15 protein-coding genes are annotated in these 15,128 nt (G+C 58.7%); 8 read left to right on the top strand and 7 right to left on the bottom strand.

Going from position 1 to position 15,128, the window contains the following annotated elements:
• Positions 1 to 312 precede the first annotated feature (312 nt).
• The 6 genes from ACYQ54_RS01615 to ACYQ54_RS01590 all read left to right on the top strand — a co-directional run bounded on the left by ACYQ54_RS01615 (position 313) and on the right by ACYQ54_RS01590 (position 6,835).
• Entirely contained in the window at positions 313 to 2,706 is a 2,394-nt protein-coding gene (locus tag ACYQ54_RS01615) for a patatin-like protein (RefSeq protein ID WP_460078736.1), read from the top strand.
• A 147-nt stretch (positions 2,707 to 2,853) separates the two neighbouring features.
• Entirely contained in the window at positions 2,854 to 3,594 is a 741-nt protein-coding gene (locus ACYQ54_RS01610; protein ID WP_460078735.1) for a sterol desaturase family protein, read from the top strand.
• Positions 3,594 to 4,373, top strand: coding sequence for a sterol desaturase family protein (locus ACYQ54_RS01605; RefSeq protein WP_460078732.1), 780 nt, complete (start codon positions 3,594 to 3,596; stop codon positions 4,371 to 4,373). Before ACYQ54_RS01610 ends, ACYQ54_RS01605 begins: the two co-directional genes overlap by 1 nt.
• Positions 4,374 to 4,429: 56 nt before the next feature.
• Positions 4,430 to 5,218: a sterol desaturase family protein gene (locus tag ACYQ54_RS01600; protein WP_460078731.1), complete on the top strand. Its 789-nt coding sequence runs from the start codon at positions 4,430 to 4,432 to the stop codon at positions 5,216 to 5,218.
• A gap of 90 nt (positions 5,219 to 5,308) precedes the next feature.
• Positions 5,309 to 5,692, top strand: coding sequence for a fluoride efflux transporter CrcB (gene crcB / locus ACYQ54_RS01595; protein ID WP_460078730.1), 384 nt, complete (start codon positions 5,309 to 5,311; stop codon positions 5,690 to 5,692).
• Positions 5,693 to 5,815: 123 nt separating this feature from the next.
• Entirely contained in the window at positions 5,816 to 6,835 is a 1,020-nt protein-coding gene (locus ACYQ54_RS01590) for an RluA family pseudouridine synthase (protein WP_460078728.1), read from the top strand.
• Between the two features lie 25 nt (positions 6,836 to 6,860).
• Here ACYQ54_RS01590 and ACYQ54_RS01585 read toward each other — a convergent pair whose 3' ends face one another.
• From ACYQ54_RS01585 to ACYQ54_RS01575, 3 genes are all read right to left on the bottom strand, one after another.
• Positions 6,861 to 7,364, bottom strand: coding sequence for an AAA family ATPase (locus ACYQ54_RS01585; RefSeq protein ID WP_460078725.1), 504 nt, complete (start codon positions 7,362 to 7,364; stop codon positions 6,861 to 6,863).
• Between the two features lie 51 nt (positions 7,365 to 7,415).
• Entirely contained in the window at positions 7,416 to 7,586 is a 171-nt protein-coding gene (locus ACYQ54_RS01580; RefSeq protein WP_460078723.1) for a hypothetical protein, read from the bottom strand.
• A gap of 169 nt (positions 7,587 to 7,755) precedes the next feature.
• Positions 7,756 to 9,048 carry a DUF2778 domain-containing protein gene (locus ACYQ54_RS01575; RefSeq protein WP_460078721.1) on the bottom strand — a complete coding sequence of 431 codons (1,293 nt, stop codon included), beginning with the start codon at positions 9,046 to 9,048 and terminating at the stop codon, positions 7,756 to 7,758.
• 399 nt (positions 9,049 to 9,447) lie between these two features.
• Between ACYQ54_RS01575 and ACYQ54_RS01570 the strand changes: the two genes are divergently transcribed.
• Positions 9,448 to 10,128 carry an HAD-IA family hydrolase gene (locus ACYQ54_RS01570; protein WP_460078719.1) on the top strand — a complete coding sequence of 227 codons (681 nt, stop codon included), beginning with the start codon at positions 9,448 to 9,450 and terminating at the stop codon, positions 10,126 to 10,128.
• Positions 10,128 to 10,901 (top strand): ATP12 family chaperone protein, encoded by a 774-nt coding sequence (locus ACYQ54_RS01565; RefSeq protein WP_460078718.1) that lies wholly within the window; start codon positions 10,128 to 10,130, stop codon positions 10,899 to 10,901. The genes ACYQ54_RS01570 and ACYQ54_RS01565 overlap by 1 nt, the downstream gene beginning before the upstream one ends.
• A gap of 62 nt (positions 10,902 to 10,963) precedes the next feature.
• Here the strand turns inward: ACYQ54_RS01565 and mgtE are convergent, their stop codons facing one another.
• The 4 genes from mgtE to ACYQ54_RS01545 form a co-directional block, all read right to left on the bottom strand.
• On the bottom strand, positions 10,964 to 12,388 hold the full coding sequence (mgtE, locus tag ACYQ54_RS01560; RefSeq protein WP_460078715.1) for a magnesium transporter: 1,425 nt from the start codon (positions 12,386 to 12,388) through the stop codon (positions 10,964 to 10,966).
• Between the two features lie 77 nt (positions 12,389 to 12,465).
• Entirely contained in the window at positions 12,466 to 13,197 is a 732-nt protein-coding gene (locus tag ACYQ54_RS01555) for a peptidase (RefSeq protein ID WP_460078714.1), read from the bottom strand.
• 133 nt (positions 13,198 to 13,330) lie between these two features.
• The gene (locus ACYQ54_RS01550; protein WP_460078712.1) at positions 13,331 to 14,149 is read right to left on the bottom strand and encodes a transglutaminase family protein; all 819 of its coding nucleotides are present in this window, start codon (positions 14,147 to 14,149) and stop codon (positions 13,331 to 13,333) included.
• Between the two features lie 28 nt (positions 14,150 to 14,177).
• Entirely contained in the window at positions 14,178 to 15,128 is a 951-nt protein-coding gene (locus ACYQ54_RS01545) for an alpha-E domain-containing protein (RefSeq protein WP_460078710.1), read from the bottom strand.

Raw genomic sequence — 15,128 nt, 5'->3', positions numbered from 1 at the left:
CTCTTGGCCATTTCATTCCGCGTCGAAAAGATCGGGTCTCGTTGTCTGTTTTATAGCGCCGAAATTTTAAGAATCATTGTTGGATCCGCGAACTATCTTAGCGGAATATAGAGAGCAGGCAGGGGAAAAATATAGCCGGTCATGTTCTGCCAAGGCCCCGGCAAGCCTCTTCGTCAAATCATGTTTGCACAGAAGTGATCGTTCCGGAGCATAGTTCCGCCATGTCTTGAATGGCGTATGAGACCGGTGCCTCGTAAAGTTTGTGGCCATTGTTTTATGCTAGGACATGAAGATGACCCCCGCGGTGACCTCATGAAGGAAATCGAACTCAGATTGGCCCTGGTGTTTTATGGCGGCGTTTCGCTTGCCATCTACATGCATGGCGTGAGCAGGGAAATCCTCAATCTTGTGCGGGCGTCCAGTTTTCGCCTCGACCGCAATTCGAACGGTTCCGCCAAGGAGACACCGGATCAGGATCTGCCGCCGGTGCAGAATGCCTACCGGGATCTTCTGGACCTGATGTCTTCGGTTGCCGATATCCGCGTTGTGGTGGACGCGATTGCCGGTGCCTCCGCCGGCGGCGTCAACGGCATCATGCTTGGGCGCGCCATCACCCATGACCTGCCGCTCGATAGTCACAGCGAGATGTGGCTGGAAAACGCCGACGTCACGCGTCTGGCACGGCCGCAAGGTGGTCTGTCCCGCTATCTGAAAATTTCCATTTCCCCGGTGTTGGACCAGCTGATCTCCACACGACTGGCAAAGCAGATTGAAAGTCCGGAAACGCGGGAAAAACTGCGTTTGTTCATGCAGGCGAGGTGGTTTACACCGCCCTTTTCCGGCGAACGGTTCATTAGCTGGATGCTGGATGCGTGCAAGAAGATGGAACGAGATGCCGTGCCCGGGCGCACTCTGATCCCGAGGGGGCAGACGCTCGACCTGTTCGTCACCATAACCGATTACAACGGCATCAAGCGGCGAATTCACCTGGACGATCCGGATTATGTCGAGGAATGGGACCACCGCCGGATCCTGAATTTTCATGCCGCCCACAGGACACCTGGATATATCGACAGCCAGTTTGATTCCGACAGCATTCCCGAAATTGTCTTTGCAGCTCGTGCGACGTCCTCGTTTCCAGGGGCATTTCCACCTGCAACAGTTGCCGAGATGGAGCGGGTGCTGGCCGATCACGACCTGACATGGCGCAACCGCGATACCTTCCTGGCAAGTGGGCTCAACCTCACCGCCGAGACGGCCGGTCAGCATTGCTTTGTTGACGGCAGCGTCGTCATGAACAAGCCGTTCGCGCCCGTGATCGACGTCATTCAGGATCGACCGGCGGTGCGGGAAGTGGCCCGCCGGCTGATTTATGTCGACCCGTCACCGGTGGTTCCGGTGGAGACGGAAAGCACCGTTTCGGAAATACCCGGGTTCTTTCGGGTGATCCTGGCCTCGCTCGCCCATATTCCGCGTAATGAGCCCATCGGCGACGATCTGAAAGAGCTTGAACAAAACAACCGGCGAAGCCGGTGGCTGTCGCAATTGATCGATGATGCCGGTCCGATGGTGGAAAAGGCGGTGTCCGGCATCCTGCCCAAGCGGCGGCTTGTAACGCCTGACATGCTGTCCATCTGCCGGAAGCAGGCAACCATGGCCGCTTTCGAACAGGCAGGGTTCGCCTTTCTGAATTATCAGTCTCTAAAACTGCATTCTCTTGCGGAGCGACTGGCAGGTCTGACGGCGCGACTCAGCGGACTGGAAAACGCGCGGGACCAGGAAGAAGCCATTCTGGGGCTGATCTCGCGCTACACCGGCCGTTTGACAGCCGAGAGCAAGGACATTCTGGGGCGCACGGATCCGCATGTGGTTGCCTTGCTGCGCGGCCTCGACGTCGATTACAGGATACGCCGTCTGCGATTTGCGGTCCGCAAGCTCAACGGATTCTATCATTACCGTCCCGATTCTGGCTTGCCGCCCCCTGATTTCGAGGTGCTCGATCAGATGAAGGGGTTGCTCTACGATCAGATCGATCATCTGGGCTGGCGCTGGAAGGAGCGGTTCTTTGGCGGACGCAGCCGTGATCAGGCGCAGGAATTCGTGCGTGCGGTCGAGGCGGGAGGGCCGAGCGCTGCAGAGCATGTGCAGCCCATGCTGAAATCCCTGACGCAGATGATGGGGCTCGCCGACCTGGACCGGCTTCATGACGAACTCTTTGCCGAGACGGCCCGCAAACTTCTCGACAAGAGCCGGCATACGTCCTTGATGGGCACCTATATCGGGTTCGGCTTCTTCGATCTGATCACTTTCCCGGTGCTGCAGCGCAACGACTTTTCCGAGGTCACGGAGATCCTAGTCGACCGGATCAGCCCGACCGATGCCACCAGCCTTTATTCGGAAGGCTTTGACCTCAAGGGCAAGTCGCTGAACACGTTCGGCGCCTTCTTCAATCGGGGCTGGCGGGAACACGACTATCTGTGGGGCCGGCTCAATGCCGCCGACCGGTTGGTCAGTATCGTGCTGTCCGCGGCCGGCGAGGGCACTTTGCCGCAGATCCAGGTAAATCAGGCGCGGGCGCGGATCTTTCTGGCGGTGCTGGAAGAAGAGCGCGATAAACTTTCTGAAATCCCTGAGGAAATAGACCGGATCGACAAGCTGGTCCGGTCCATCTATCCCGACTTTGCGCATGTCGCGGAAAGTGTCTGACCGGCGAATGTTCATAATTCGGCAAGTCATTCCTTGACGTGAGGTCCGCTCTTTCGCTACGCACAAAAGTGGCCAGGGAATTGCGTGTGGATATTTGACTTGATGACATTCATTGCCGAACGATTTGGGACGGGACCAGAGGTCTTTGTGGCATTTTTTCTGGGGCTTTATGCTGCCAGCTTGATCGTGCTGTTCACCACCGGCCTGACCATGACGGCATTGAACCGGCGTCATCCCGATCGCAAGATCCAGAAACGCCAGCCGACCCACGATGCCTTGCGCGATATCAAGTCTTCCATGGGACAGCTGTCGATCACCAGCATATGTCTTTCCATCGGCCTCTATGCCCAGTTGCGCGGCTGGACGCTGTTTGATCCTGTCGCTCTTTCCTGGTGGTCCGTGCCGCTGTTCTTCGTGATCTCGCTGGCCCTGCACGATACCTGGTTCTACTGGGGGCACCGGATCCTGCACACCAAGCTGTTCTATCGGTTCCACAAGCCGCACCACATGACGGTGACGCCGACGGTCTGGTCCAACGATGCAGGCTCCAGCGTCGACACGCTGTTTGCCCATTCCTACTATGCGCTCGTGCTGTTTGTGGTGCCGATTCCGCCGCTGGTTTTCCTGGGCCACCGGCTGTTCGACCAGGTGTCGGCGGCGATCGGCCATTGTGGTTACGAGCATTTCGCCAGCCCGAGTGCCCGCAAGCCCTGGCCGCTGCTGTGCACGCTCTACCACGATCAGCATCACCAGTATTTCGTCTACAATTACGCCAATTATTTCTCTTTCTGGGACCGGTTCTGCGGCACCATTCATCCGACGTATGACGAGCGGGTTGAAGGTTTCGAGGCGCTTTATGCCGGCACCGGCAAGCAGGACAAGGCATAATGGCGCTTTTCGTCGATTACATCATCGTTCTGGCTCTGACGTATACAGCCATGGTGGCCGTCTATTTCGCGACCGGGTTCACCATGATCGCGATCAATTCCCGCCACCCGGAACGCCGTATCCAGAAGCACCGCGACGGCATGAAACGTCAGGCCGAGGAAATCCGTGCCTCGATGCAGGCGCTGGCAACGTCGTCGGTACTGCTGTCGTCGGGTTATTTCGCGCAGACCCAGGGCTGGACACTGGTCGCACCGCTGGAGCTTAGCTGGTGGTCGTTTCCGCTGATGTTCGCCGTCTGCTTCGTGCTGTTCGACGCCTGGTTTTACTGGGGGCACCGGGTCCTGCATTGGCCGTCGCTCTACAGGTTCCATGTGCCGCACCACCGCTCGATCGCGCCGACGGTCTGGAGTAACGACAGCTCGACCACTGTCGATACCCTGATCGAGCATTTCTTCTATTTTCTGGTCTGGTTCGTGCTGCCCGTGCCCGCATTGAGCGTTTTTGCACTGCGGCTGTTCGACCAGATTTCGGGCATGGTCGGCCATTCGGGCTTCGAATATTTCGCATCGAAGTCGTCGCGCTTCCCGTCGCCGCTGATTTGCACGACGTTCCATGATCTGCATCATTCGCAGTTTCACTACAATTACGGTAACTTCTTTTCATTCTGGGACCGGATCTGCGGAACCGTGCATCCGAAGTACGATGTGCTGGTACGTTCCATGGAAGAAACCGGCGAAATTCCGGATTCGGAAGAAACGAAAGTCAAGGCAACCGGGTAAGCCCGCACAGTGCTCAATTGTGTCAGCCAACCGACAAACTGGATGTATGAAGAGATATGCTCGATCAGGCGCTGACGATACTGCTTGAATTCCTGCCGATTTATGCGGCCTGCTATGCTGTAAACGTGTTTCTGTATTTCGCCACGGGCTGGGTGCTCGTCAAGATACAGAACCGGCACCCGGAGCGTCGCATTCAGCAGAACCGGCGCGGTGAAAAGCGCATGTGGAAGGAAATCCGGGCCAGCGTCTATTCGCTGACTGTAACTGCCGGCTGTCTTGCCGGCGGCATCTTCCTGTCGATGAAGGGCTGGACGCTGGTCGCTCCGCTGGAGCTGACATGGTGGTCAGCAGTTCTGATGTTCGTCGTCTCCATCCTTGCCTTTGACACCTGGTTCTACTGGGGGCACAGGTTCATGCATACGAAGGCGATGTACCGGTTTCATGCCGAACATCACCGCTCCGTCGCACCGACGGTCTGGAGCACCTATTCAGACGATCTGGTCGATGCCTTCGTCATGCAAAGCTACTACCTTTGGGCCGTCATCCTTCTACCGATTCCGATCCCGGTGCTGATCGTTCACAGGCTGTGGGACCATTTTAACGGAACCATCGGCCACTCAGGGTTCGAGTTCTGGGCGTCGCCCATGTCTCGCATGCCCTCGCCAATGGTCTGCGTGACCTTCCACGACCAGCACCATTCGCGCTTCCGCTACAACTTCGCCAATTTCTTCTCGTTCTGGGACCGTGTCTGCGGCACCATCGACCCGAAGTATGACGGGCAGGTCAAGGTTTTCGAACAGATGGGCCAGGACACGGAAGCAAAGCCGGCAACTCCGGGCGAATAACTTGCGTCTTCAGGTGCCAGAACGAAGTCCGGCCGCTGGGCGTCCTGCATGCGCAGGGCGACAGGTAAGAATGAGAGACGGGGCAACGGTTTGAAACATCTTCTTCTGGTGATGCTGGGCGGTGGTCTCGGCGCGGGCGGGCGGCACCTGGTGTCTCTGGCGACGCTCAGACTGTTCGGTCCGGGATTTCCAATCGGTACCATGACAGTCAACGTCGCCGGGTCGCTGATCATGGGGCTCTTCATCGGCTGGCTGGTACGCCACGAGACCGGTAATCTGCAGGCACTGCGCTATTTCGTGGCCACTGGTTTTCTCGGCGGCTTCACGACGTTTTCCGCATTTTCGCTGGACACTTCCGTTCTGTGGGAGCGTGGCGACACGCACCTAGCGCTGATGTACATACTGGCCTCCGTTGCGCTGTCCATCCTTGCAGTGTTCGCCGGACTGATGATCATGCGCCAGGTTGCACCTTAAGAATTCCTTCCCTTTGCGACCGATTCCGCCTATACGCAGCGGAACGAATTTTCCCCCCGCCTTGATGCAGGGGCGATGGATGCGCGTGACGGCGGCAGGCCGCACGCCCAATTTGAGAAAAACATGTCCGCGATTGAACAGAAACAAGTGACCGCCGATGAGGCGGGCATGCGCCTCGACCGTTGGTTCAAGTCCCATTATCCGGGGCTTGGTTTCGGTCATCTGCAGAAACTCCTGCGCACGGGGCAGGTCCGTGTCGACGGCAAGCGTGCCGAGACCAACACCCGCATCGCCAAGGGGCAGATGATCCGCATTCCGCCTCTCGGGGTTGAACTGCCAGCGGACGACAAGAAGAACGCCAAGCCCAAGTCCACGAAGCTGATTGCCGACGACCGCAAGGCCATCGAGGATATGCTGCTGTTCGAAGACAACCAGGTGATGGTGCTGAACAAGCCGGCCGGTCTTGCAGTTCAGGGCGGTTCGGGTCTCAAGCGGCATCTGGACGGTATGCTGGACGCCTACACCGACCGCAAAGGCAACAAGCCGCGTCTGGTGCATCGTCTCGACCGCGAGACCTCCGGCATCATTCTGGTGGCACGGACCCGCCAGGCAGCGCAGGAGCTGACCAAGGCTTTCCGCCACCGGAATACGCGCAAGATCTACTGGGCGATCCTTGCGGGCGTTCCCAAACCCTTCCAGGGCCGCATTTCCACTTTCCTTGCGAGGAACGAAGGCGAGGAACGCATGCAGATCGTGCGTCAGGGGGACGACGAAGCCCAGCACGCGGTGTCGCTCTATTCCGTTTTCGAAAAATCCGGCCAAAAGCTTTCCTGGGTCACCATGAAGCCGGTCACGGGCCGGACGCACCAGTTGCGTGCCCATGCTGCCCATATCGGTCATCCGATCATCGGCGATGACAAGTATTTCAACATCGAGAACTGGGAACTGCCGGGTGGCATTCAGAACCGCCTGCACCTGCTGGCACGCCGGATCGTGATTCCGCATCCGTCGGGCCATGGCACGATCGACGTGTCCGCACCGCTGCCACCGCACATGCAGCAAACCTGGAACCTGCTTGGATTTGACGCCACGGACTATGATCCGGAAGTGGATGATCCGGACGACGCGCTCAACAAGCGCTAGACGCTGGCTTCACATCGCCAGATGTTCAAACGCTTGCGGGATGGATCTTCAGGTTGAAGGTCTCATCTTTCGCTGGCGGTTGAAAGTGGCTTGCAATCCGGTCGAATTCGGCTTCCGACACCGAGAATTCGTGCTGCCCGGCCGTATTGCGCTGGCGCAGCCGCCTTTTGCAGATCTCGTCCGGAATGTCGAGAAAATGAAGCTGGTGGGCGCATTCGGCCTTGTCGGCAATGGTCCGCATCCAGGTGCGGCTTTCCCTCGTGTTGGCATGGAAATCCAGTACCACCGAAAGGCCGCTTCGAAGCAGTGCCACAACATGCGGCGTTATCGTCTTCCTCAGCAGCGAAGAACAGCGGACAAAATCCGCAAGAGTGGACATTTGCTCACCATAGAGACCGGACAACCAGACGTCTTCCCGCAGAAGAATGCTGTTTGGCCGTTCGGCGAACCTGTCCGCCAAAGTCGACTTGCCTGAAGCAACCTTGCCGCAAAACAGATGCAGAGTTGGGGTGTCGTCTGGCGGTAACATTTGAAGTCTTGCTATTTGACGGACGTTGGCCGTCCCGGCGTCCGGATCGGACTAGATACCCTGAAAAAGCGCGCCCAGGATCACTGAGACAAAGGTGACACACACGACGCCAGCAACCAGTTTCCAGGCATCAGAGCGCTTCTTGAGGCCCGGCCAGCCAATCGGCTTGATCACCTGGATCGCGGCAATCAGGAATAGCAGCAGCAGGATGATCTTGGTCAAGAAAAGCTCCGGGCGGGCAGGGGCGCGTTATGCTGGATCAACAAGTGCCTGATTGGACCCGGCAGGCCCACTGTGGCCCCGGTTCCGACATGGCATAATGGAACATCCCGTCATTAGATGACAACGGGACGTTTCAAGGGCATAGCCAATCCGGCGGTTGCCTGCAAGGTCAGGCTCCGGTGCTCCGCTGAAGTTTTGCCAGATAGGTCGGCAGCTTTTCCATGGAGGGAACGACGATCAGCGTCTTGACGTTGCCGCGTTTGAAGGCGTTCAGGAACTTGTTGTAGTCCTTGAAGGCGACACAGCCATGCGAGCCGATGGACCGGCGCAGCAGGCGGGTGTGGGTCAGCATGCCGTCACGGCCTTTCATGGCTGCGCGGTCTTGCGGCAGCATGCGAATGGCTTCCACGCCATGGAACCGGCGCTCACGCATCCGCAGCGTATAGACGTTGGGAGGGGTCGGGCCGAGCATCTTCACGTGAGAAAATTTCGGATTGTCCATCCGGTGTCCGATGCCGGAATGCGCTTCAAGCTTGGTGCCGTCCGGCATATGGACGGTTGCCGCGCTGATGTCATAGACGGCAACCTTGGCGTGGGCTCCGGGAAGGCCAGGCTTTGTGTTGCCGAACAGCTTTCCGAGACCACCAAAAACGCCGTTTTCATTTTCGTCCGGATTGCCCGGCGTTGCATAGGCCAGAACAGGTGACGTTTGTTCCGGCTTGTCCCGGCCTTCAGGACGGTTTTCGGCGACCACAGGCGCGCTGCGGCGCGGCGGTTCGGGTTTCATGTCCGGGGTCGGCGGCAGAATGGCGCCGGGTTTGGCGGGATTGCTGGCTGCAAGGGCAACGGACACTGCTGCCGGCGCAGGTTTTGCCGCAACGCTTGTTTCCGCTTCAGCGCTTGCGCCGACATTCTGCAGGGCAGCCACGCTGACTGTGGCCTCCACGTCTCCAGTTGCCGTTTCACCAAGCGCTGCGACGTTTGTCGTCGTTTCTGCAGCAGCCCGGTGGGCCAGAAGTGACTGGGCGAGTTTCAGTCGGGCGAGCTTGGCGGCAAGGACCACCTTGGCCGCTTCACGAGCTTCAACTTCAAGCGCCTCGGCTTCCGCCTTCAAGGTTGCCTCGGCCTGCACCGCGAGTGCCGCTGCCTGCTCGGCCGCTTTTTCCGCAGCAAGCGTGGTCACGGTCCCAGAGGTTTGCCGCTTTTTCGGCGTCATGGCTATCGGTGCCAATCCGAGAGATGCGGCGGCCGGGCCGGCCTGCGAGAACGACAGATTTTCCTGCGGTACTGTGCCAGCGGCAACAAAATGAGAGGGGGCGATCGAGGTTCCAAGCAGGGTTGCTGTTCCGGCCAGCCCGGATATCACCAAAGTTGCCCCTGCCAGGATCGTGTAAAAAGTCCGGTTGGTCTTCCGGGGTGCTGCTTGACCCTTCAGGCCGACCTTTTGTTTCTTCTGAAGCATTCAGACAAAACCACTCTTTTACGCCGGTCTTTTCGACCGCGCTCCAAAATCCGTATCCTTTGGTGACAAACTTGCCCCAAACGTTCATGCCCACCCGCCTGCATCAGTATCGTCGAACATGGTAACCAAGATGTTTACGATAAAATGCAAACGGCCATGTGACCGGTAATCACTTTAAAGAGGCAATTTTCGGGCAGTTTTTCGAAATTGACGATATCCAAAGATTGAACGTCAATTTGCCGCAGAATGTGGAAGACTTTGCCTATTGTTAAAATTACGAGCTGTTGACGTAGGTGTCGCCAAATCTTCCAATCATGGGCGGCCAGCATCGGCTCTTGACCACCGGAGAAAAACCCGGCACATGCGGGCTACTTTCCGTTCGCTTGGCACAGGATGCCCATGTACCTGATCATCTTCGACGTCGATGGCACGCTGGTGGACAGCCAGAAAACCATCTTGCAGGGATTGCAAGTCGGTTTCGAGGCTGCAGGTTTGCCCATGCCGGACGCAGAAACGGCGCTTTCGATCGTCGGCAGGTCGCTGGATGAGGCTTTCCTCGATCTTGTCGGCCCGGCACACCAGGACAAGATCCCGGTGATGTCGGAGGCCTACAGGCAGGCGAAATGGTCTCGCAGGCGGGAAGGGCTTGATCTCGATCCGCTCTATCCGGGTGCCCGCGACGCAATCGACAGGTTGAACCCAAGAGAAGACGTTCTGCTTGGAATTGCCACCGGCAAGGCGATGCGCGGCGTCAGGCACATGCTGGATACCCATGATCTGCATGGGCGTTTCATGACCGTCCAGACCGCTGATACATCACCCTCCAAGCCGCATCCGGACATGGTGCTGCGGGCAATGGCCGAAACAGGTGCCGATGCCTCACGGACGATCATGATCGGTGATACCGGTTTCGACATGGCGATGGCGAAGGCTGCCGGAACGCACGCCTTGGGTGTCACCTGGGGCTATCATGACCGGAACCGACTGAGTTCCAACGGTGCAGACAGGATTATTCAGACCTTTGCCGAGCTGGATCTGGCGCTTGGTGAACTTCTGGATTTCGACAAGGAAACAATATAATGCGTGATTTTCTTGAAGCATTGGAGGAAGATGCGGTCAAGGATCCGGAGCAGCGGGCGCGTGAACTTTCCCGCCGCGAACTGCCGAAGCGTTTCTACAAGGAAGCAACCCATGTTGCTTCGGATGGTGGATTTGCGATCCACCTGGACGGCAGGCCGGTCAAGACGCCGGGCAAGGCCGCCTTGCTGCTGCCGAGCGAGGCGCTGGCGGCTGCAGTTGCTGCCGAATGGCAGGCGCAGGACAAGGAAATCAACCCGGCGACCATGCCTCTGACGCGGATTTCCAATTCTGCCCTGGATGCGGTGAGCGTCCGGTTTGATGAAGTGGCTGACGACGTTACGCGCTTCGCCGGCAACGATGCGCTGTGTTACCGCGCTGATGATCCCCAGAGCCTGGTCGACACCCAGACGCGCCTGTGGGACCCGGTCGTGGATTGGGCGGGAAGTTTGCTGGGTGGCCGTTTCGTGCTGATCGAGGGCGTCATACATGCCGCGCAGCCGGAGGCGCTGCTTGCCGCCTACCGCGCACGGCTTTCAGACCTGACGCCGATGCGCCTTGCTGCCTTGCACACGATCACCAGCTTGACCGGATCTGCGCTTCTGGCGCTTGGCCTTCTTGAAGACTATCTCGACGCCGATGCCAGCTGGACGGCGGCGCATGTGGAAGAGGACTTCAACATCGAGCGCTGGGGCGAGGATGCGGAAGCTGCTCTAGTCAGGGCTTACAAGCGCAAGGAATTCGACGCGGCGGTGCTGATCCTGAGGGAAGGCTAACCCTTGATTTTGCAGGCCTGCTTCAGCTTCGCAATTTGCTTGCTTTTTCCAAGGACCAGATTTCACCCCAGATAGAACGTCGTTGCCATCAGGAAGAAGATGAGCACGCCCAGGACGTCGTTGGATGAGGTGATGAAGACACCGATGGCCATGGCCGGATCTATACCGATCTTGTCCAGGATGATGGGTACGGTAGCGCCCACCATGGCCGCGAGCGTGGTGACACACAGCAGAGACAGTGACGTGGCAAGCGCGAGGTGCAGGGGGGCTTCCAGTGGTACGACCATGGACGCCAGCAGCACGAGGCAGCCCAGGATGGTGCCGGCGATGGCACCGTTGAAGAGCGCGGCGACAAGTTCCTTCATCAATCGATAGAAGATGTCACCCGACCACAAGGCGCCGGTTGCGATGCCCTGCACGGCGACCGCTGATGCCTGCAGGCCAGCGTTGCCGGCCATGGACATTGTGACGGGAATGAAAGCGGCCAGAATGGCTGCCTCTGCCAGCTGATCCTCATAGGAACCCACCACCGTTGCGGCAACACTGGCGCCCACCAGGCCTGCGAGAAGCCAAGGCAGGCGGCCGCGCACGATGCGCAGCACGGTGTCATCCGACCGGGCTTCGGCGGAGACACCGCTCATCAGCAGCATATCTTCGTTGGCTTCGTCCGAGGCGATGCGGGTCAGCTGCTTGGGCGTGATCCGGCCGATCAGGTGCCCTTCACCACTGACCACGGGCACGGTGCGCATGTCGCGCTTTCTGGCAAGCCGCAGGACTTCTTCCTGATCCGTGTCGGTGGAAACGGCAATCACGTCCCGATTCATGAAACTGGACAAGGGCGCATCCGCGGGGGCGAGCAGAAGCTTGCCGACTTCCACCGTGCCGGTCAGCTTGCCGTCGGCATCGGTCACATAGACGGTGAATATCTTGCGGATGCGGTTGGCTTCCTCGCGCATCTGCGCGACGGCCGCTCCCGCGGTGCAGGTCTCGGGCAGGGCAACAAATTTGCGCGCCATGACGCGGCCCGCGGTATCGTCGGCATAGGAGCCTCGCGTGGCGATGTCTTCCACATCCGGCAGGCGCGCGATCAGTTCGTCCGCGACATCGTCCGGAAATTCATTGAGTATTTCGGTGGCATCTTCCGGATCGAGCCCGGCGAGAATGTCGCGGAACTGCTCGAGCGTGGATTCCTCCATCAGGATAGACCGGAATTCCGGGCGCAGTTCGGCAACCACCTTGATCGACGGGTTGGCGGGCAGCCATTGGAACAGCTTGCGGGCATGTTTCAGCCGGAGCCGCGTCAGCAGTTGCATGACGTCGACCGGGTCCCAGCGCTTGAGCAGCTCAACCAGCTGCGTGCGCTGGCCTGCCTTGATCATGTCTCTGACGGCTTTTAGCGCGGTATCGTTGATATCCAGCGGTTCGTTGGCCGGCTCCCGGGTCCATGCGGCAGGATCAAGCTCGGCGACATCGCTGGAATTGTTCATGGATACTCACTTTCCGGAAAGGCCCGGACCGCTTCTACTGATGCATTGTGACGTCAGCCTGACAGTTGCCTGTCGGCTCAGACCTCAAATTCCTCAATATCGGCAAAGGCCTGCCGCAGCTTGTCGGACCAGCCCCGGGACAGCTTCTGGAAATACGGGTCGTCCTGCTGGATGCGCACCTGACGATCGGTGGAAAAACTGTCCGTGTTGTACAGCAACATGTCGATGGGCATTCCCACAGACAGGTTCGACCTCAAAGTGCTGTCGAAGGACAGAAGCACCAGCTTGGCGGCTTCACCGAGGCGCATGTCCGCCCGGGTGACCCGGTCGAGGATCGGCTTGCCGTATTTGTGTTCGCCGATCTGCAGATATGGGGTGTCTTCGCAGACCTCGATGAAATTGCCGGCAGCATAGACCTGGAACATGCGCGGTTCCTCGCCCTTGATCTGACCACCCAGAATGAAGGTGACGAAGAAATTTTCTGCGCTTGTCGCAAGAGCCTCGCCATCGATCGCCTTGACCTCACGTACCGCGCTGCCGACGAGGCGGGCAACCTGGAACATGGTCTTTGCGGTCATCAGCGTCGCGCGGTCGTTTTCCGCCGACGTGATGTGTTCGCTGAGCAGGGAGACAACGGCTTGTGTGACAGCCAGGTTTCCGGCCGACAGCAGGGTGATCACCCGCTCGCCGGGTTCTTCCCAAACGTGGAGTTTCTTGAACGTGGCAATATTGTCGACACCGGCGTTGGTGCGTGTGTCCGCGGCGAACACCAGCCCGCGATCCAGTTTCAAGCCAACGCAATAGGTCATTCCAACACCCTCAGACTGCGCCTTGCGACGCTGATGGACCTGCCGGGAGCAGGGGCGATCAGGCAGGGCGCAGGCTGCCCACTAATTTCTTCTTCGTGGGGTGAAGCCGGTTCTGGCGTCCGGAAAATGACACTTACTGCTGTTGCTGGAGCGCGGCCTGGGCCACGTCGACCTCAACATGCAGGTTTTCCTCTAGCCCGCCAAAACGGATCCCCCTGATAGGGGCAGCTGAACGGGAATCCAGGCCCACCGTCAAGCGGATATAGCGATCTGTCGGACACATTGCGTTGGATATGTCGAATCCGGTCCAGCCAAGTCCGTTTATCATCACCTCGGCCCAGGCATGGTGCGCTTCCGAAGCCTGCTCGTCTTCGAGCAGCAGATAGCCGGAAACGTAACGGGCTGGAACGCCGATGGCACGCGTGGCGGCGATGAAAATATGCGCGTGATCCTGGCAAACACCTTCACCGGCGGCCAGCACGGCGCTTGCGGGAGCGTGGGTTTCGGTAACGCCGACCTTGTAGTCCACCTTGTCGCGGATGGCATGCATCAGCGCATGAAAACCGGCGATCTTGTCGTGGCTTTCCGCGTTGGCTGCAAGTCTGCGGATCGCCTGGTTCGATTGCGTCAGCGGGGTGACCCTGGTGTAGATCCGTGGAGGAATGCCGGCATCTGGTTCGTGGCCGAGAATTCCGTTGGTGTCGGTTGTCTCGACAATGCCGCTGGCAGTGATCTCAACGTCCTCGATCGGTTCGCTGCGCGACACCATGTGAACCTGATTGCCGAAAGCGTCCTTGTAGGTCGTCGCGCGTTCGATGCCTGGCGCTTCGATGGACCATTCGACAACTCTCTGGCTCGGGCCGTTCTCAGGCGTCAGGCGCAGCTGCTGCATGGCATTGGCAAGCGGCGCTTCGTAGCGGTATCGGGTGGTGTGTCTGACAGTCAGTCGCATGCTGCACCGGTTCTGTGGGGTTCCAGGGTCAGGCGAAATTGTAGTCTTCGCAAAGCTGATGGGCGAACAGGTTGTTTTTGTTAATGAAATCCGAAAGGAAGTCATGTAGCCCCTGCTGATAGATCTCGTGCATCTGCTTTTCAGCCAGGTCTCTTGCCATGTCCGCCGCCATATCCAGGCTTGGCTCGCGTGACCCATAGAATTGAGCCAGGTCTTCCGCGGTATCGGCCATCCAGTCGTAGCAATGGGCAAGGGAACGGGGCATTTCCGTCCTGAGGATCAGGAATTCGGCAATGTTGAAAGCCTTCAGCCGTGCATTCGGATAGGCAAACCGGTAGCTGCGCCGTCCGGACAGCGCACGCAGGATTGCGGACCACTGATAGTGCTCAAGAGAGCCGTCATCAATGATGTCGCTGTCCGGCAGCAAGGTCCAGTAATAGGTGTCGAGGATGCGGGCCGTGTTGTCCGACCGCTCAACAAAATTGCCCATCTGGCTGAAAAAATAGCCGTCGTCGCGCAGGATCGTGTTCAGCAGCGCACCCCGGAACAGATGTGCCCTCTGATTTACCCAGGCAAGGAAGTCGGGCAGCTTTTCCTGGGTGATGGATTGCGGGTTCACATCGGTAAACTCGATCCACGTGGTGTTGATCGCTTCCCAGAGTTCCGCCGTTATGCCGGTGCGAACGGCGCGCGCGTTGTTTCTGGCAAGTTCCAGGCAGCTGCGAACGCTTGAGGAATTTTCCTTGGAGAAGATCATGTGGGCGGCCATGTTGCGGCCGTTCAGTTCCTCGTATTTCTGCTTGTAGCCGGTTTCGCAGTCCGAGCAGGCGAGGGCAAAGGTCCAGTGAGTGCCATCCTCCTGACCGGAATGGGAGATGATGGCGCCGCGACAGGCGACTTCCAGTAGACGGGAAACGTTCTGGGCACGCTCGTGGTAGCGCGACATCCAAAACAGCGAAGAGGCGGTTCTTCCGAGCAT

Source organism: Roseibium sp. LAB1, assembly GCF_054658235.1.
This window is presented reverse-complemented; position numbering and strand designations above follow the sequence as displayed.